19 protein-coding genes and 1 tRNA gene are annotated in these 17,889 nt (G+C 39.6%); 8 read left to right on the plus strand and 12 right to left on the minus strand.

Going from position 1 to position 17,889, the window contains the following annotated elements; genetic code table 11:
• Positions 1-35: 35 nt before the first annotated feature.
• The 3 genes from FTT88_RS02315 to FTT88_RS02325 all read right to left on the minus strand — a co-directional run bounded on the left by FTT88_RS02315 (position 36) and on the right by FTT88_RS02325 (position 2,501).
• Positions 36-788, minus strand: coding sequence for a YebC/PmpR family DNA-binding transcriptional regulator (locus tag FTT88_RS02315; RefSeq protein ID WP_078189042.1), 753 nt, complete (start codon positions 786-788; stop codon positions 36-38).
• Positions 789-1,090: 302 nt separating this feature from the next.
• Positions 1,091-1,660 carry a 1-acyl-sn-glycerol-3-phosphate acyltransferase gene (locus FTT88_RS02320; protein ID WP_078189041.1) on the minus strand — a complete coding sequence of 190 codons (570 nt, stop codon included), beginning with the start codon at positions 1,658-1,660 and terminating at the stop codon, positions 1,091-1,093.
• Between the two features lie 764 nt (positions 1,661-2,424).
• Positions 2,425-2,501 (minus strand) — tRNA-Ile (locus FTT88_RS02325).
• 368 nt (positions 2,502-2,869) lie between these two features.
• Between FTT88_RS02325 and FTT88_RS02330 the strand changes: the two genes are divergently transcribed.
• Entirely contained in the window at positions 2,870-5,074 is a 2,205-nt protein-coding gene (locus FTT88_RS02330; RefSeq protein WP_180003134.1) for an OsmC domain/YcaO domain-containing protein, read from the plus strand.
• 537 nt (positions 5,075-5,611) lie between these two features.
• Complete coding sequence (locus tag FTT88_RS02335; protein WP_111885746.1) at positions 5,612-5,836, plus strand: hypothetical protein; 225 nt, start codon at positions 5,612-5,614, stop codon at positions 5,834-5,836.
• Between the two features lie 126 nt (positions 5,837-5,962).
• On the opposite strand, the gene bioB is transcribed toward FTT88_RS02335, so the two are convergent.
• Together bioB and queG are read right to left on the minus strand one after the other, a co-directional pair.
• Positions 5,963-6,955, minus strand: a complete 993-nt coding sequence (bioB, locus tag FTT88_RS02340) for a biotin synthase BioB (RefSeq protein WP_180003132.1) — start codon at positions 6,953-6,955, stop codon at positions 5,963-5,965.
• A 277-nt stretch (positions 6,956-7,232) separates the two neighbouring features.
• Positions 7,233-8,327, minus strand: coding sequence for a tRNA epoxyqueuosine(34) reductase QueG (gene queG / locus FTT88_RS02345; RefSeq protein WP_180003130.1), 1,095 nt, complete (start codon positions 8,325-8,327; stop codon positions 7,233-7,235).
• Between the two features lie 20 nt (positions 8,328-8,347).
• Between queG and FTT88_RS02350 the strand changes: the two genes are divergently transcribed.
• On the plus strand, positions 8,348-9,835 hold the full coding sequence (locus FTT88_RS02350) for an NAD(P)H-hydrate dehydratase (protein WP_180003128.1): 1,488 nt from the start codon (positions 8,348-8,350) through the stop codon (positions 9,833-9,835).
• Position 9,836: 1 nt separating this feature from the next.
• Positions 9,837-10,112 carry an acylphosphatase gene (locus FTT88_RS02355; protein ID WP_180003181.1) on the plus strand — a complete coding sequence of 92 codons (276 nt, stop codon included), beginning with the start codon at positions 9,837-9,839 and terminating at the stop codon, positions 10,110-10,112.
• A 70-nt stretch (positions 10,113-10,182) separates the two neighbouring features.
• Here the strand turns inward: FTT88_RS02355 and ruvC are convergent, their stop codons facing one another.
• Complete coding sequence (gene ruvC, locus FTT88_RS02360) at positions 10,183-10,728, minus strand: crossover junction endodeoxyribonuclease RuvC (protein WP_078189034.1); 546 nt, start codon at positions 10,726-10,728, stop codon at positions 10,183-10,185.
• Between the two features lie 132 nt (positions 10,729-10,860).
• Here ruvC and FTT88_RS02365 point away from each other — a divergent pair, with 132 nt between their 5' ends.
• Together FTT88_RS02365 and FTT88_RS02370 are read left to right on the plus strand one after the other, a co-directional pair.
• Positions 10,861-11,433, plus strand: a complete 573-nt coding sequence (locus tag FTT88_RS02365) for an FxsA family protein (protein WP_180003126.1) — start codon at positions 10,861-10,863, stop codon at positions 11,431-11,433.
• Positions 11,434-11,578: 145 nt separating this feature from the next.
• Positions 11,579-12,226, plus strand: coding sequence for a LysE family transporter (locus FTT88_RS02370; RefSeq protein WP_180003124.1), 648 nt, complete (start codon positions 11,579-11,581; stop codon positions 12,224-12,226).
• A gap of 69 nt (positions 12,227-12,295) precedes the next feature.
• On the opposite strand, the gene FTT88_RS02375 is transcribed toward FTT88_RS02370, so the two are convergent.
• The 3 genes from FTT88_RS02375 to ahpF all read right to left on the minus strand — a co-directional run bounded on the left by FTT88_RS02375 (position 12,296) and on the right by ahpF (position 14,802).
• Positions 12,296-12,490: a hypothetical protein gene (locus FTT88_RS02375; protein ID WP_180003122.1), complete on the minus strand. Its 195-nt coding sequence runs from the start codon at positions 12,488-12,490 to the stop codon at positions 12,296-12,298.
• A gap of 237 nt (positions 12,491-12,727) precedes the next feature.
• Entirely contained in the window at positions 12,728-12,970 is a 243-nt protein-coding gene (locus tag FTT88_RS02380) for a hypothetical protein (protein WP_078192893.1), read from the minus strand.
• Positions 12,971-13,236: 266 nt separating this feature from the next.
• On the minus strand, positions 13,237-14,802 hold the full coding sequence (gene ahpF, locus FTT88_RS02385) for an alkyl hydroperoxide reductase subunit F (RefSeq protein ID WP_180003120.1): 1,566 nt from the start codon (positions 14,800-14,802) through the stop codon (positions 13,237-13,239).
• A gap of 283 nt (positions 14,803-15,085) precedes the next feature.
• Here ahpF and FTT88_RS02390 point away from each other — a divergent pair, with 283 nt between their 5' ends.
• Entirely contained in the window at positions 15,086-15,304 is a 219-nt protein-coding gene (locus tag FTT88_RS02390; RefSeq protein WP_180173666.1) for a DUF1653 domain-containing protein, read from the plus strand.
• A 57-nt stretch (positions 15,305-15,361) separates the two neighbouring features.
• Positions 15,362-15,955, plus strand: a complete 594-nt coding sequence (locus FTT88_RS02395) for an O-methyltransferase (protein WP_180003118.1) — start codon at positions 15,362-15,364, stop codon at positions 15,953-15,955.
• 86 nt (positions 15,956-16,041) lie between these two features.
• Here FTT88_RS02395 and FTT88_RS02400 read toward each other — a convergent pair whose 3' ends face one another.
• The 3 genes from FTT88_RS02400 to ahpC all read right to left on the minus strand — a co-directional run bounded on the left by FTT88_RS02400 (position 16,042) and on the right by ahpC (position 17,798).
• Positions 16,042-16,248 carry a KTSC domain-containing protein gene (locus FTT88_RS02400; protein WP_078189026.1) on the minus strand — a complete coding sequence of 69 codons (207 nt, stop codon included), beginning with the start codon at positions 16,246-16,248 and terminating at the stop codon, positions 16,042-16,044.
• Between the two features lie 218 nt (positions 16,249-16,466).
• Positions 16,467-16,943, minus strand: coding sequence for a hypothetical protein (locus tag FTT88_RS02405; RefSeq protein WP_111885085.1), 477 nt, complete (start codon positions 16,941-16,943; stop codon positions 16,467-16,469).
• A 291-nt stretch (positions 16,944-17,234) separates the two neighbouring features.
• Positions 17,235-17,798 carry an alkyl hydroperoxide reductase subunit C gene (gene ahpC, locus FTT88_RS02410; RefSeq protein ID WP_078193727.1) on the minus strand — a complete coding sequence of 188 codons (564 nt, stop codon included), beginning with the start codon at positions 17,796-17,798 and terminating at the stop codon, positions 17,235-17,237.
• Positions 17,799-17,889 lie beyond the last annotated feature (91 nt).

A 17,889-nucleotide genomic window follows, 5' to 3' on the forward strand; every position in this document is an offset into this window, starting at 1 on the left:
ACCGATGGGTGCGTTTTATACTTCAGTCGATTGAATTATAGAGCTTCTAACTCAGCCATCACTTCATCGGTGAATTCAACGTTGGTATACACGTTTTGAACGTCGTCAAGATCTTCAAACATATCAATCATTTTGATGATTTTTTTCGCTTGTTCGATATCTGAAATTAACGCTTTCGTTGAAGGGTTCATGACCACTTCTGCGTTATCAGATTTTAAACCTGCTGCTGCAAGCGCATCCTGAACTTCACCGAAAGTTTCAGGTGTAGTGATAACTAGAATTTCTTCTTCGTCCACTTCGATGTCTTCAGCACCCGCTTCTAAAGCGATGTCCATAATTTGATCTTCTAAAGAAACATCTTCAAAAGTAATCTCACCACGTTTGGTAAACATATAAGCCACTGAACCTGCAGTACCTAAATTACCATCAGTTTTAGAGAAGCAGTGACGAACGTCAGGAACAGTACGGTTCAAGTTGTCAGTCATTGTTTCAATGATGACAGCAACACCACCAACGCCATAACCTTCGTAAGTGACTTCTTTTAGATCAGCATTTTCTTCACCGCCCACACCGCGTTGGATTGCACGGTTAATGGTGTCACGTGTCATGTTTGCAACTAATGCTTTTTCAACAACAGCACGTAAACGTGGGTTAGACGCTACATCACCGCCGCCTAAACGTGCAGCTGTCACGATTTCACGGATAAATTTTGTGAATACTTTAGCGCGGCTCGCATCTTGTTTTGCTTTACGATGCTTAGTATTAGCCCACTTGGAATGACCCGCCATGCGAAATATGCTCCTTGTAGATTGGCCTTATGCCTATCAAATTGAGCAAATTCTACCATAATGGCTTTTTTGTGTGAAAGTACTGGATTTCATGAATTGAGTAGTTGAAAAAAAAATATCCAAATTTGAGAAAATAATGCGAAATGTCTAAACGCTCGTACTGTAATTTTTCTTATGATGAGAATTGGGCTGAAAGGAGCGAGGTGATCTTGTTATAAAAGGAAGATATAAATGTACAATGCATGGAGCACGATACATTTATATCTTTAAGTACGTATATCTTAAAAAAACGTGAATGGCACTTAGTCTTTATTTTTAGGTTCTGGGATCACGATGTCTAAACCTACTTTATCTTTATAGAGCTGCTTAATTAAAGCTAAATCGTGATCGAGGTCAGTCGGGTAAATCTTACCGAAAATACCGCCTTGTTTGGTTTTTGAGTTGGCATACATTAATACAATCGGCACACCTGCTGCTTTAGCGATATACCAAAAGCCTGTACGAATCGGTTTTCGTGCTTCACCACGTTCTGCACGGGTCGCTTCTGGAGCAATGACTAAATTAAATTTTTCATTGGCTTCAAAATGCTCAACCATTTGAGTCACGATGTCTTTATTGGCTTTACGGTCTACAGGAATACCGCCAATCGCTTCAAGTACAGGTTTAAATGGACCTTTAAAGAGTTCTTTTTTAATCAGCGTGTGAATTTTAATGTCGTAAATTTGGCAAAGGGCCAGTGAAAGAACAGCATCCATCATTGAGGTGTGTTCAAAGCCGACGATCACTTGTTTATTTTCTAAAACATCAGGTTCTACGTGGTATTTCCAGCCTGCCAATTTAAATGCAGATTCGCCAATAAACTTTTTCAACATAGTCGGTGATACGGTGATTTTAAAAAGGTGTAATTTCTGCTTGTTTGGATCATGAGTCAAGAGGATTTAAGTGAGCTTTGATCTGAATTGTGCAGATATTTCAAATCGGAATAAGAAGGGCGGATTGAAGAATTATACTTTTTAGCAATAAATCGGTTAAATTTTATATAGCAAAGCTATCATCATAGATAAAAATACTCTTAAAAATTTGCTAAATATGGCTAGGCACCGTCAGAAATTCTTATTAGACTTTTGTCGTAGGTTAAAATTTTTAACCTGTTGGTCTTAACTCGTTTTCTAACGGAGAACTCAAGCATGATTTATTTAACTGCTGTGTTATTCGCTGTTGCTATGTTCGCTTTGATTGTTATTTGGTCAATTGTTGAGTTTTATTTGGACTTAAGAAAGCCTGAACAGGTTGAGTCTTAATATTTGTGCTTTTAAAGTGTGAAATATATAGTATTTCTAAATGTCATGAATCAAAAAACATTTGCTTATAATGAATAAAATAATACCTTTTAAGTATAACAAATCGTGACTTTATTTAAGGGTATCTAGAACTTAAGCTTTTAAATTTTTCTTGAATGTATTTCTTTATAACCTACTTCTCGTATTAACCAATCGTAGCTTACTCAAGTTGACTTGAAGTTTTGTACGTATCTATATGTTATCTGCCATATCTTTTAAAGGCTTAGACAAACTTTACTTAGCTTTTAACATTAAAAAACCCCTCACGATTAATGCACGTAAGGGGTTGTTTTATATGGTGGGCCCACACAGACTTGAACTGTGGACCAACGGATTATGAGTCCGCTGCTCTAACCAACTGAGCTATAGGCCCTATATTCTGAATGTGTTATTTATCAACAAGTTCAGACGCAAAGCATACTAGCGAAGATTTTTTTAAAAGACAAGCCTTTTTCTTCACGGCTGCACACTAACACAACAAATTGGCTGTAATTGCAGCAGTTGAGCTTGGATTCGACCAAAATGCACAAAGTGTCGAATCCCATCGTGATGTAAATCACGACAAAAGTTATCAAACAGTCAAAATAACCTTATAATAATGCCCATTCTTGTCAGTACCGTGCCCAACAGCGCTTAGATTGGTACTGGCCTCACATTTTTAAGTCAATGTCCTACAGTTATTCGGCTTATGTTTTCATTTTTATGTGTTGCACTGACACATAAGAATATTTAGGTGCCCACATGGAAATTAAGGTTAATTATCTCGATAACCTTCGACAAGAAGCCAAATTTGATGACTTCACGGTAATTGCCGACCAACCTATTCGCTATAAAGGTGATGGTTCTGCTCCCGGACCATTCGACTACTTTTTAGCGTCATCAGCATTATGTGCAGCGTATTTTGTAAAAGTGTATTGTGCGGCGCGAGACATTCCGACAGATAATATTCGCTTATCACAAAATAATATTGTTGATCCTGAAAACCGCTACAAGCAAATTTTCAAAATTCAAGTTGAACTTCCTGCGGATATTTCAGAAAAAGACCGTCAAGGCATTTTGCGTTCAATTGACCGCTGTACGGTTAAAAAAGTCATTCAAACTGGTCCTGAATTTGTCATTGAAGAAGTAGAAAGCATTGATGCAGATGCACAAGCTTTACTTATGCCAAATTTAGCGTCAGACAGTACCACGTTTATTCCGGGTAAAGATCTGCCATTGGAAGAAACCATTGCCAATATGTCAGGTATTTTGGCAGGTTTAGGCATGAAGATTGAAATTGCATCATGGCGTAACATCGTGCCGAATGTTTGGTCTCTACATATTCGTGATGCACAATCGCCCATGTGTTTTACCAATGGTAAAGGCTCAACCAAAGAAAGCGCATTAGCTTCGGCTTTGGGTGAATTTATTGAACGTCTCAATTGCAACTTCTTCTATAACGACCAGTTCTGGGGTGAAGAGATTGCCAATGCTGACTTTGTGCATTACCCAGATGAAAAATGGTTCCAACCCGGCCCAGAAGGCGAGTTACCTACTGAAATCTTAGATGACTATACGCGTGAAATTTATAACCCAGAAAATGAGTTATTAGGCACACATCTATATGACACCAATTCAGGAAATACAGCACGCGGTATTTGTTCTCTGCCATTTGTACGTCAGTCTGATGGTGAAACAGTGTATTTCCCATCAAACTTGATTGAAAATTTATACTTATCAAACGGCATGAGTGCAGGGAATACCTTGGCAGAAGCGCAGGTTCAATGCTTATCTGAAATCTTTGAGCGTGCAGTAAAACGTGAGATTTTAGAAGGTGAATTGGCTCTACCAGATGTCCCTGAAGAGGTTTTAGCCAAATATCCAAGTATTGTTGCAGGTATTCAAGGCTTAGAAGAACAAGGTTTTCCTGTATTGGTAAAAGATGCTTCACTTGGTGGTCAGTACCCTGTGATGTGTGTAACCTTAATGAACCCACGTACAGGTGGGGTATTTGCATCTTTTGGTGCGCACCCTAAACTCGAAGTGGCTTTAGAGCGTAGCTTAACCGAACTTTTACAAGGCCGTAGCTTTGAAGGTCTAAACGATCTACCAAAACCAACTTTTAGCTCAAATGCAGTCACTGAACCAAATAACTTTGTAGAACACTTTATTGACTCAAGTGGTTTGGTGTCTTGGAAATTCTTTAGCGCACAATCAGACTATGATTTTGTAGAGTGGGATTTCACTACAGAAGGTGAAAATGCCAATGCGGAAGAAGCTGCAGCGATGTTTGCGATTCTAGAAGACATGGGCAAAGAAGCGTATATGGCGGTCTACCAGCATCTAGGTGCTACGGCATGTCGTATTTTAGTTCCGGGTTATTCTGAAGTGTATTTGGTTGAAGACTTGGTTTGGGATAACACCAACAAAGCTTTGGACTTCCGTGAGGATATTTTAAACATTCATCGTCTAGATGAAGACGAGTTAGTGTCATTGGTTGAGAGCTTAGAAGAGCTTGAAGTGGATGACTACACGGATATTGTGACGCTCATCGGGATTGAGTTTGATGACAATACCGTATGGGGTCAATTAACGGTTCTTGAGCTCAAACTACTGATCTATATTGCGCTACAAGAGTTTGAAGAAGCAAAAGAGTTGGTTGAAACTTTCCTTCAATACAACACCAATACGGTCGAACGTGGTTTGTTCTATCAATGTATGAATGTGGTTTTAGAAGTTGAATTGGACGATGACTTAGATCTCAATGACTATGAACATAATTTCCGTCGTATGTTTGGTGACGAACGTATGGATGCAGTGATTGGTTCAATGGATGGCAGTCTTCGCTTCTACGGTTTAACTGAAACCAATATGCAACTTGAAGGTTTAGATCGTCATTTACGTCTGATTGATAGCTATAAAAAATTGCATGCTGCACGTGCGAAGTTTGCCAGTCAGAACGTTTAAATCTGGGCTTGTGAATAACGTTACTCATGTGATCATCTATTTGAAAAAACTCTCCTAAGGGAGAGTTTTTTTTGTGCGAAATTTGCTGAAAATTAATCTATATCTGTGATGCTGATATTAATAAAAATCCTTAGAACTCAGGTGAATATAAGGCAGGCTTAAAAATAACCGATTATCCGAAATTGTGTCATTTTAAAGTAAAGATATTTGACTCATTGGAAAAATATGATAATAAATTAGCTATGGCGTGTTTAGGCATGATCATAATATTTCAGGACGAAATATTCAGAAGCACATTAATAAATAAACGGGAGTTTTAACAACATGCTTCAATTATTCAGAAAACTATTTTGCATGCATATTTACGAATACGAGCAAATGGAAGAAATCGGTTCGCACAAGGAATGTCGTAAGTGCGGTGTGACAAAGTAATGCAGAGTCTCAGCCGAAAAAAAAGTGAGCGAAAGCTCACTTTTTTAATGCCGGTCAATATTGAAATCATTAAAATAGAAATACATTCACAGTTTTTATGCAGATATGAGTAAAGATTTTCAAGCCGAGCGTTATACCGTCGATGCCAATATGGCAGATACCATTGCATGGTTATTACAACATCAGGATTGCTTTGAATCTTTTCATTATGATGTGATTCAGCAGCAATTGGTGGTTCAACATGCTAATGGTCAAGACATTATTCGTGAAGGGGATTATTTAAATGCAGGCTATGGAATTTTAATAACAGCACATAACTTTGCGAAGTAATCGATATATTTTCCATACTCATGGTGATTCAACCATTCATTTATTCGCACCATCTCTTGCATTGCACATTGAAACCTACCACTGATCATTCAATAAAACTAAGCCCCGATGTTCGGGGCTTGGGTTTTAAGCCATTTGCATGGCATCAGTTGAAAGCTGTGCAGCAGTTGGTTTGGGCTGTTCCGCGATTAAACCGAGTTTGCTAAATAAAAGCTGATCTTTGCCTTCGCCTGCATTTGGCGTGGTCAGTAGTTTTTCACCAGAAAAGAGTGAATTTGCACCTGCCATAAATGCCAAAGCTTGTTCTGAATCACTCAGGGATTCACGACCTGCAGAGAGTCGAATATAGCTTTTTGGCATAATGATCCGTGCGACTGCAATGGTGCGAATCCATTCGATCACATCAAGTTTCTCAACCTCTGCAAGTGGGGTACCTTGAATAGGGACAAGGAGATTGATCGGCACGGATTCAGGATGAATCGGCAGCGTTGCCAACTCCATCAAAAAGGCGATACGGTCATCACGGCTTTCACCTAAGCCCACAATTCCGCCGCTACAGATTTTCATTCCAGATTGGCGAACATAGTCTAGCGTCGTTAAACGGTCATCATAGCTACGTGTGCTAATGACATTGGGATAATACTCACGAGAAGTATCGAGGTTATGGTTGTAATAATCTAAGCCTGCCTCATGTAGGCGCTCTGCCTGAGATTGATTTAGCATGCCAAGGGTCATACAGGTTTCAAGTCCCAGCGCTTTGACTTCACGCACCATTTCTAGCACATAGGGCATGTCCCGTTCATGTGGATTACGCCATGCAGCGCCCATACAAAAACGCGAAGAACCTGAGGCAAGCGCAGCTTTCGCTTCATTGATGACTTTTTCCACAGCCAGACGTTTTTCAGCTTCTAATCCAGAGTCATAATGTGCAGACTGAGAGCAATATTTACAGTCTTCAGGGCACTTACCGGTTTTAATCGAAAGTAAGGTGCTGACTTGAATATGATTGGCTTGGAAATATTCACGGTGAATGGTCTGTGCTCGGAATAATAAATCCATCAATGGTTGTTGATACAACTCTTGTATTTCTGGGTGTGTCCAGTCATTTCGGTAGCTCATAAATGATCCATATTTTCTGCCTAATGCAGATCATCATACGTAAAATTTGCAGACTTCCAAGACTATTTTGTAACATTGAAAGTTGGCTAAAGTACATTGAAATGGCTTTTTTAAAGAACTTTTGATATTTGAGATACTTACAAAGTTGTGTTAAATGCCAGCACAATCGCTGCAATGTTTATTTTAAGATGAAAAATTAAGTTTCTTTGATTGCGTCACTAAATTTTAGCTTAAATGAAAACTTTGTAAGGATCTAGAAAATATAGAATCAAATCCATTAAAGCATCTTTGAGTTTTGTTCTGTAATTGCCCAATCAATATGAACTTGCACAATCGCGTCATGTTTTTCGCGAGAATTTTTTAATGATTGAACAATATTTGAACTGTATGGTGCATTGCCTAAGCCAATGGCGATATTTCGCATAAAGCTTTGATAGCCTGTTCGTCGGATAGGACTGCCTTCAGTGCAGCTTAAAAAGGTGGCTTCATCCCATTGCCAAAGATCTAATAAACTCACTTGATCGAGACCATGACGTGGATAAAAGTCCTCAATTTGAGTTTTATGCGCAAAGCTATTCCATGGACAGATAAGTTGACAGTCATCACAGCCAAACACACGGTTGCCAATGCCACGGCGTAATTCTTCAGGAATGATGCCTTTATATTCGATGGTTAAGTAGGCAATGCATTTACGTGCATCTAACATATAGGGCTCAACGATGGCCTGAGTTGGACAGATATCAATACAGGCTGTGCATGAACCACAATGTTTGGTTGTCGGAGAATCAAAAGGCAAATCGAGTGATGTAAACAGCTCACCTAATACAAAAAATGAGCCTGATTTTTTATGGATCAGTAAGGTGTGTTTGCCTGTCCAGCCCATGCCTGCATTTTCAGCTAAGGATTTTTCAAACACTGGTGCAGAGTCGGCAAAGGGTCTAGATTCAAAATCTCCGATTTTTTCACGGATGATATTCGACAAGGTTTTTAAACGACCACGCATGACTTTGTGGTAGTCACGACCTCGTGCATAGCGTGCAATGATGGCTGCATTTGGCTCATTAGGAACATAACGTGGTTTTGGGGTTTCGACCAAATAATCCATGCGGACACAAATGATACTGCGGGTGCCGGGGACTAAAAGTGCAGGATTGGCACGTTTTTCAAGGTTTTCCTCTAGGAATTTCATATCGCAATGATAACCACGTTCTAAATATTCTTTAAAACGAGGGAGTTCCTCTTGAGCATCTGGCTTTGCGATGACACAATCAGAAAAACCTAAATTTAAGGCTTGTGCTTTAATCCATGCTTTTAGGGTTTCTGGATCATATTGATCGACAGGAATTTTTTGTGCAGGAGTTGAAGCGGCCATAATCATAACAAGGAAAAACAATGCGTCTGCAAGTTTACCATAGCCCTGTTTATCTTAGCCAAAGTATTCAAGCTTGGGAGCAGCGTTGGTTTGCTCAGCACAATAGCAGTTATGGTCTGATGCAGCAGGTTGCATGGTCGATTGCTCAGCAACTCATTCCAATGTTAAAGCAGCAAAATTTAAAAAATATTGCAGTGTGTTGTGGGCAGGGCAACAACGCAGGTGATGGCTATCTTACAGCGCAATACCTACAGCCAGCAGGCTTTCAAGTTGATATCTATGCCGCTGAAATAGGGGCATCGAAGGACTTACATTCTGCAGTACAGGAAGCGATAGATCACAAGCTTAAGATCTATACACATTTTGATTTTCAGCGAGATTATGACGTCTATATCGACGCATTATTTGGTATAGGACTCAATCGTGAACTTTCTAGCGAATGGCAAGCCATTATTCAACGATTGAATGCATGCATGGGACTCAAAATTGCGATTGATATTCCAAGCGGATTACATGCCAATACAGGGCAGCCTTTACCCATCGCATTTCAAGCCGATTATACCTTTACGGCATTGGGTTTAAAAGCAGGGCTATTTACAGGTCAAGCGAAAGAATATGCAGGTGAAGTTTCGGTGATGGCATGTATACCGACTGATGCAGAGCTAGAGCCACTTGCTCATTTGTCGCCGCAGAAAATAGCCTTACCTGCGCGTCAAGCCTTTGGTCATAAAGGCAGTTATGGCCATGTTTTGGTTGTTGGTGGCCATGCAGAAATGGGTGGGGCGGTGATTATGGCTGCTGAGGCTGCATTCCATGCAGGTGCAGGTAAGGTTACGGTTGTTTGTGATGCACGACATCACACCGCTATTTTGGCGCGCGCACCGAATATTATGCTACGCGATATCAATGCATTAACTACAGAAGCAATTCGGCAACTGATCGATCAAGTCGATGCGATTAGCTTTGGCATGGGGCTTGGTCGTGACGATTGGGCACAACAGCAGTTTCAGTCATGGTTTCCATTGATTCAGCAGTCAACCTTGGAAATTGTTTTGGATGCAGATGCCTTATGGTTTCTAGCTGAAGCACCTAAAAATTTGAATGCACGAACCTATGCAACGCCACATCCGGGTGAAGCTGCGAAATTACTGGGTATAACTACTGCTGAAGTTGAAGCAGATCGTGTACAAGCAATTCAGTATTTAAAAGAAAAATTTCAAGGTCAATGGGTGCTTAAAGGCGCAGGCAGCTTAATACTTGAAGATCAGCTTTGGATTTGCACCGCAGGTAATGCAGGAATGGGTACAGGCGGTATGGGAGATGTGCTTGCAGGGATGATTGCAAGTTTAAAAGCACAATTTCATCAGCAAATTCATCTGCATGAAATCGTAAGCCTGCATGCTTTAGCAGGTGATGTATTGGCGAAGTCGGGGATGCGTGGTTTGCAAGCACAGGATATGGCCCAAGCGGTTTATCATGTGGTCAATCATTCAGGAGTTGAAGACTAAAATGCATGCGGTTAAATTGCGAATTCAAGGTAAAGTGCAGGGTGTTGGCTACCGTCGTTGGTTTGAGCAGCAAGCGCTTGCACTCGGTTTAAATGGCTATGTGAAAAATCTAGCGACGGGCGAAGTTGAAGCGCTGATTATAGGAACTGAAGACGCCATTCATAAAATACTGAAACACAGTCTGGTGGGTCCTTTACGAGCAGACATGACTAAAATCGATCAGCAAGAAATTCCAATGCATGAATTAGACTATAGCGGTTTTAAAATGATTCGCTAAGTTTGATCACTAGATTGAGTGGGGTTTTGAAAACAGTCTGAACTACTGAACTATATGATTTGACGATTATTTACCGACGTCGAGTGCTTACACGGCTTCGGCCACGAGCCATGCCACCTAAGGCATTCAGTACAGCCATTTTACTCATACTACCAGACGCATGCGCATGACAAATTGCGGCAGCCAAAGCATCGGCTGCATCCTGCTGGGGTTTGATGCTTAGGTTCAGAATGCGCATAACCATCATTTGGACTTGTTCTTTATCAGCAGCCCCATAGCCGACCACAGATTGTTTGATTTGACGTGCAGTATATTCAGCGACTTGTAAATCTAAATTGGTTAAAGCAGCAATAGCAGCGCCACGTGCTTGACCTAGTTTTAGGGCTGAGTCAGGGTTTTGAGCCATAAAGACTTGTTCAACTGCAGCTTCAGTAGGCCCGTGAAACTTTACGATGCGATCAATACCAGCAAAGATACGTTTTAAGCGTTCAGGCATTTCTGTCGTTTCGGTACGAATGGTGCCAGCATCGACAAAACGTAGTTTAGAACCATCCTTTTCGATGATGCCGTAACCAGTTAAGCGCGACCCAGGGTCAATACCGATAATTAATGACATGTTTGCCCTATTTGCCCTTTAAAAATAAAAATACGCCCATATTGTTACATAAGCGTGTCAAAAAAGCTTGATAGTGATTGAGCAGTTGAACGCAACACCTTAAATTAATTTACTGAGATTTGTTTAATTTTCATGAAATTATTTCTTCTGATTTTAGCAGGCTTGATCCTGGAAGTGTTTGTCTGGATCGGTGTGGGCGACCTCGTCGGCAGCATGTGGTATGTCTTTTTCTGGTTCGTGGTGGCCTTCTTTATAGGGATGAATATTATCCGTAAATATTCATCAGGTCTGATGCCTCAAATGCAGCAAATGCAAGCAGGTCAAATGAGTAATGATCCAGCTTTAACTGGAAATTTACCAAAAATTTTGGCTGGTTTCTTATTGCTGTTACCGGGTCTAATCTCAGATATTATGGCATTACTTATTTTGATTCCACCTGTACAAAATGCCATGAAAGCAGTCATGATGAAAACAATGATGAAGCGTCAGCAAGCCATGATAGAAAAAATGATGGGTGGCATGATGGGCGATATGGGAGGCATGGGCGGTGCTCAGGGTCAGAACCCATTTGCAGATATGATGCGTCAAATGCAAGATATGCAAAATCAGCAATCAGGTCGTGATTCATCCGTTATTGATGGTGAAGCTCGTGAAGTGACGCCAGATGCGAAACAAATTGAACTGAAAGATGTCAATAAAAAATAATTAACTCAGTATGAAAGGCCGAATGTGTATTCGGCTTTTTTTTGCATGAATTTTGATACAGCCTAAAAATAAACCTTGTGTTGCCAACAAAAAAATTGAACAGGCGATATAATCTTCACGTTTTAATTCAAATGAATCAGCTTGCATGTCACTGTTATTCACCATCTGCGCGCTACATTTTGTTGCGCAGTTGAGTCCCGGTCCAGACGTATTATTAATTGCTAAAAGTGCAGCATCAACAACCCGTGCAAATACCTTAAAAATTATTGCGGGGATCTCTGTCGGGATTGTGGTGTGGGTCGTTTTAACCTTATTGGGCTTTACGGTTCTGGTTGAGCAATTTCCATGGATACAACAAGTTTTAATGGCTGTTGGTGGATTTTTCTTGGCGAAAATGGGTTGGGCGATGTTTAGTGGTGGGCTTAAAAGTTTAAATCAAACAGCCAATTTAGAAGATGGGCAGGCCTTAAGTCAGCAGAATACTGAAAATTATTTTTTATTAGGTTTATTTACAAATTTAGCCAATCCGAAAACACTGATCTATTTTAGTAGTGTGTTCTCACTGGCGTTGAGTTCATCAGCCAGTAGTAACCTAAAAGCACAGCTTGCTGTCATCATTCCGATTCAAACTTTTATTGTGTTTAGTCTGTTTATGATGATTATGTCTTTGCCTAAAATTAAAGCACTCTACCAACGTTCGGGTAGTTATATTGATGTGGTTTCAGGGGCGTTATTTTTAATTTTTGCGATTTGGCTGTGGTTCGACGCAATTAGAATGTTCAATCTTCAATAGCTGCAAACATATTGCTGTCAGCAAAGCGAAAGCCAAGTATTAGAACTTGGCTTTTTTTATGTGCCAATTTTATTGCTCTGGATTGGTTTGATCTTGGTCTTTGGATGGTGCTGTATTTGATGGATCTTGTGCAACATCGGTAGTTTCAGCATGATCACGATAACGGTTCGGTTTGAGGGTGGTTTCGGTATTTTCAGAGCCTTTGTATGATCGGCTACGATTGGCGCGTTCACGCAAACCGCCTTTTTTAATTAACAGCACCATCGTCTAGAATCTCATTGCTATTGCCATAGTTTAAAGAATTTTCCTCGTGAAGATAAGTGAGCAGGGCGATGCTAGCGCATAAAAAAGCCTGAAATCATTCAGGCTTTCATCATTTTAATTTCTCGCTTTGAATGACTTTAACGCGACCCGATAACGGTGCTTAAATTCAGCTTAGCTAAAATTTTACACATTGCCAGCTTGTTCATAGGGCTGTATTTGGCTGTTGTAAAAAAAAGCTTAATTTTTACCATCTTGCTTGAGTACTTCAAAGATGTTGAGTTGGGTTGTCGCTTCAGTATCGTGCTGTTGCAAATACACTTGAACACTCTTAAATAGAATGGCAACAGCCAAACAACTGAGTATGCAAAATATCCAAAAGCCATATGGGCTACGGATATTATGCGAGCCACATTCGGAACATTCTTTATCGCTTGAAGCCAATACTTTATTGCAACAAGCACAGTGATATTGATAGTGCATTGCGTTTCTCCATTTAGTCGAATTTGACCAACATTCTTGTTGTTATTGTCAACCATCAATCCGTGATGATTGTTTTATCTTAATGTGCAAATAAGCTGCTGTACAAGTTTTAAACGGTTTGTTTTGCTCATTATTGTGTAAGTGAAAAGCGTAAGAGAGTTAAATATTTGTTTTATTAATAATTTATAAATGAAACAAGACATGAATTTTCAGTCATAAAAAAAGCCAGTTCGAAAACTGGCTTTTGCTGTTCTGTCTAAATTGAATTATTGACCAGAGCGGATGATGTAATCAAAAGCAGACAATGAAGCTTTCGCGCCTTCACCTGTTGCAATGATGATTTGTTTGTACGGTACTGTTGTACAGTCACCTGCAGCAAATACACCTTTCACATTGGTTTCGTTACGCTCGTTAATTACGATCTCACCACGGTTTGAAAGTTCAACCGCTGTTTCTTTTAAGAAATCAGTATTTGGTAACAAACCGATTTGTACAAAGATACCAGCCAATTCAATCGTTTTGATTTCATCAGTTGCACGGTCTTTGTAGTTCAATGCAGTCACTTGTGAACCATCACCGACCACTTCTGTAGACAATGCATTCATGATCACAGTGGTATTCGGTAAGCTGTTTAACTTGTCTTGAAGGACTTGGTCAGCACGAAGCTTAGTATCAAACTCAACAAGTGTTACATGTTCTACAATACCAGCAAGGTCAATCGCCGCTTCGACACCTGAGTTACCACCACCGATCACTGCAACACGTTTACCTTTAAACAATGGACCGTCACAGTGTGGACAGTATGCAACACCACGAGTACGGTATTCTTGTTCACCCGGAACGTTCATTTCTCTCCAGCGTGCACCTGTTGAAAGAATCACTGTTTTAGATTCAAGTTTTGCACCATTCTCTAAAGTCACTTCAACCAAGCCATTGGCTGTTTCATCTGCACCTTTGATGTCAGATACACGTTGCAAGTTCATGATGTCCACACCGTATTCACGTACATGTGCTTCCATTTCAGCAGCAAATTTAGGACCTTGAGTCTTTTGAATCGACGTGAAGTTTTCGATGTCCATGGTATCCATGACCTGACCGCCCATGCGTTCAGCCACGATACCGGTTTTAATGCCTTTACGTGCTGCATAGATTGCAGAAGTATTACCCGCAGGGCCACCACCAATCACAAGAACATCAAAGGCTTCTTTGGCATTTAACTTTTCAGCATCTTTCGCTGCAGAGTTAGTATCCAATTTGGCAATGATTTCTTCCAAGGTCATACGACCTTGACCGATGTGATTGCCGTCTTGGAATACCATTGGTACAGCCATGATTTTGCGTTCTTCCACTTCTTCTTGGAAGAATGCACCATCAATCATGGTTGCAGTTGTATCTGGGTTGTAAATTGCGATCAAGTTAAGTGCTTGAACCACGTCAGGACAGTTATGGCAGCTTAAAGATACAAACACATCAAAGTCAGTTTTAAGACCTAGACCTTTGATAGTGTTCAGTACTTCGTCAGAAACTTTCGGTGCATAACCTGAAGTTTGTAGCAAAGCTAGAATCAAAGACGTGAACTCGTGGCCCATCGGTAGACCTGCGAAGAATACGCGTGGTGTTTCACCTGCTTTTGCAATACCAAAGCTTGGCGCACGGCTGTTGTTACCGTCAAAACGTGCAGTCACTAAATCAGATAAAGCAGCAACTTCAGTCACAAATTCTTTAATTTTGTCTGATTTGTCCGTGCCGTTTAAAGTCGCGACGATTTCAATCGGGCCTTCAAGGCGTTCAAGTAAGGTTTTTAATTGAGCAGAAGTATTTTGATCTAACATTGCTAACGTCTCCAGAGGAGTAAATTTATTTGATGAGAGAATGATAGAACAAACCATTAAATAGGTGAAACGGTTTGTTTTTATAAAATTAATCGGTTTTACAAATCAAGTGATTAAATTTCTTTCTAAATCATAAGAATATACCGATGTGAATGCAGTCAATATTGGGCCATTATCGAGAAATGCAAGTTAAATAGTGGAAAAATAAACGAATTCATCGCGCTTTAAGCGAGAGAATGCTAGAGTCAACGCTATTGTATTGAGAACATTTTAGGGAAATGGCATGCAGGTTAAGCAAGGGATTTATCAGCATTATAAAGGTCAGTTGTATCAAGTTTTTCATGTTGCAACACATAGTGAAATGGGTGAAAAAGTTGTAGTCTATCAGTGCTTGTATGACGATTATTCCATGTGGGTCAGACCCTTAGAGATGTTTATGGAAACCGTTGAAATTGATGGTGAAGTAATTCCACGTTTTAAGCTGATCCAAGAAACCCACTGAGCAGACATTTAGTACTTTAATCTTTAAATATGAAAGAAATAACAAAAGGACAGAATCATGAGCATGGGTGCAAATTTTAAAAACTATATGCAACAACTCTATGCAGACTTTAGTGCTCACGATGCTGCGCAAAATCACCGACTTGCGCGTTACCGAAATATTGAGCCTGAGTCTGCACTGTTTTTAGCTATGCAAATTCGCTTAAAACAAGCCAAACAGATCTTGGAAATTGGAACATCTACAGGCTATTCCACGCTGTGGTTAGCAGATGCTGCGCAGTCTACACAAGGGCGGGTCGAAACCATTGAAATTGATGCAGCGCGCATTGAGAAAGCTAAACAGCATGCGGAAAATTTAGCTTTATCCGAATACATCGAATTTCATCATGGCGATGCACTGCATTTTTTACAGCATTCAAATCGTCGTTATGACTTCATTTTATTAGATGCAGAACGTGATGCGTATGTGGCGTATTGGTCATATTTAGCTGAATTAATACAAGTTCAAAATGGCGTGTTGATCGTGGATAATGTGCTATCACATGCCAATGAGGTCGCTGAATTTATCCAACGTGTTGAAGCGGATGATCGTTTTATCAGTACGACCTTAAATGTGGGCGCAGGGCTCTTTATGGTGACTTGGCGTAACTAAAAATCAGGGCATTCAGCCCTGATTTCATCGAAAATATTTTTTAATTAATAAAAATACTGTTGCTATAGCGCTAAACTTGTAGCGGTTTAACCCTGTAAGCTTACGCGTGAAAAATGTAGATCATATTCTAGATATTTGTGGACAAATGCCGTTTTATCACTACATCGAAGTAAATTATCATAAATAAAAGGTGAAACTGGATAAAAGAGATCCCCAGAACCATTCGCATAAAATATTTTTAAGTAACGTGAAGAAGAACTGTATTTCCAAGAAGTTACCACAGTTGTTGTCATAAGCCACCCCCTTATTGCGTTGTTATAGTCATACTGCAGTTAAAGGTTTATCTCTTTTGAAATTAAGACAAATTCAGGGCATGGAGTATTGCAGAATTGTTAAAAAATAATGTTTTATCTCACATTTTTTTCATTTCTTTATCAACTAATTTGATAAAAATAATGCCAGTTCAGAGAAATGCCATAAGCGTCATTCTCACTTGTTGGTGTCGGGGGAGTTAAAAACTACGGCATTGTTCAGATTTATTGCCTTTGACTTGGTTGTTACTGCCATTAATTGAAAAAGCATTTTCAAGACAAATCAAATTACCTGCGATTTCATTATTATTTAGAACAATATTGCCGTTATTTTTCTTTAATTTCAGGTCGCCTGAAATTTGGTTATTGAGGAGTTGGATGTTTTTCCCTGTCGTAAAATCGACATTGCCACTGATATTGTTATGATTGGCAATGATCTTGGTAAAATTTTTATTCGATTCAATATTGCCTTTGATGTGGTTGTCATGCAGTTCAACACTGGCACCGTTTTCTAAAATAATATTACCATGAACAATTAAACCTTCAAGCTGACAATTTTTTTTGACTTTAATATCTTCACGAATACTTTGGTTTTTAATTTCACCTTCGCAGTTCACGGCAGCAAAAGTTGTAAACGAACATAAAGTTAAACTGATCGAGACGAAATATTTTTTCATGGGCTTACATCTTCCTGAAATAAGCAATTGACCTAAAATTCATGTTAAAAATACTGAAATACCGACAAAGATGTAAGTCTAGACAATCAGGTTTGAGGCGCATTTTTATTATATTTGTGTAAGCTCTAACTTGATGAATATCTACAGATATGTGGAAAGTGCTAGTACGTTAAAGTTGTATGAATAAAGTGTGAACTGCGTAGGGTGTATAGAGGTATATACTCGCAGATAATAGGCATAAAAAAACCACGCTAAAAGCGTGGTTTTTGAATCAGTTCAATCTAATACAGATTAGATTTTACCAACTAGGTCGATTGAAGGAGCAAGAGTTGCGTCGCCTTCTTTCCATTTAGCTGGGCAAACTTCGCCTGGGTGAGCGTGTACGTATTGAGCTGCTTTAACTTTACGAAGAAGTTCTTGAGCATCACGACCGATACCACCAGCGTTGATTTCAACGATTTGGATTTTACCTTCTGGATCGATAACGAAAGTACCACGATCAGCAAGACCGTCAGCTTCGATTAATACGTCAAAGTTTTTAGCAAGAGTCCAGTTCGCATCACCAACCATTACGTATTGGATTTTTTTGATTTCTTCTGAAGAATCGTGCCAAGCTTTGTGAGTGAAATGAGTGTCAGTAGAAACTGAGTAGATTTCAACACCTAGTTTTTGGAATTCTGCATAGTTGTCAGCAAGGTCACCAAGTTCAGTTGGGCAAACGAAAGTGAAGTCAGCTGGGTAGAAGAATACAACAGACCATTTACCTTTAAGATCAGCTTCAGTTACTTCGATGAATTGACCATTTTGGAATGCTTGTGCTTTAAACGGTTTAACTTCAGTATTAATTAAGCTCATCATTGTCTCCATGATTGAGGTTTGTTTTTGATTTCCAATAGGGTACAGAAATTTTTCTTATTGCTGAAATAGTATTTTTACATAACTAATA

The sequence above is a fragment of the Acinetobacter sp. YH01024 genome, assembly GCF_013420195.1.
In the GTDB taxonomy this organism is placed as follows: Bacteria; Pseudomonadota; Gammaproteobacteria; order Pseudomonadales; family Moraxellaceae; genus Acinetobacter; species Acinetobacter amyesii.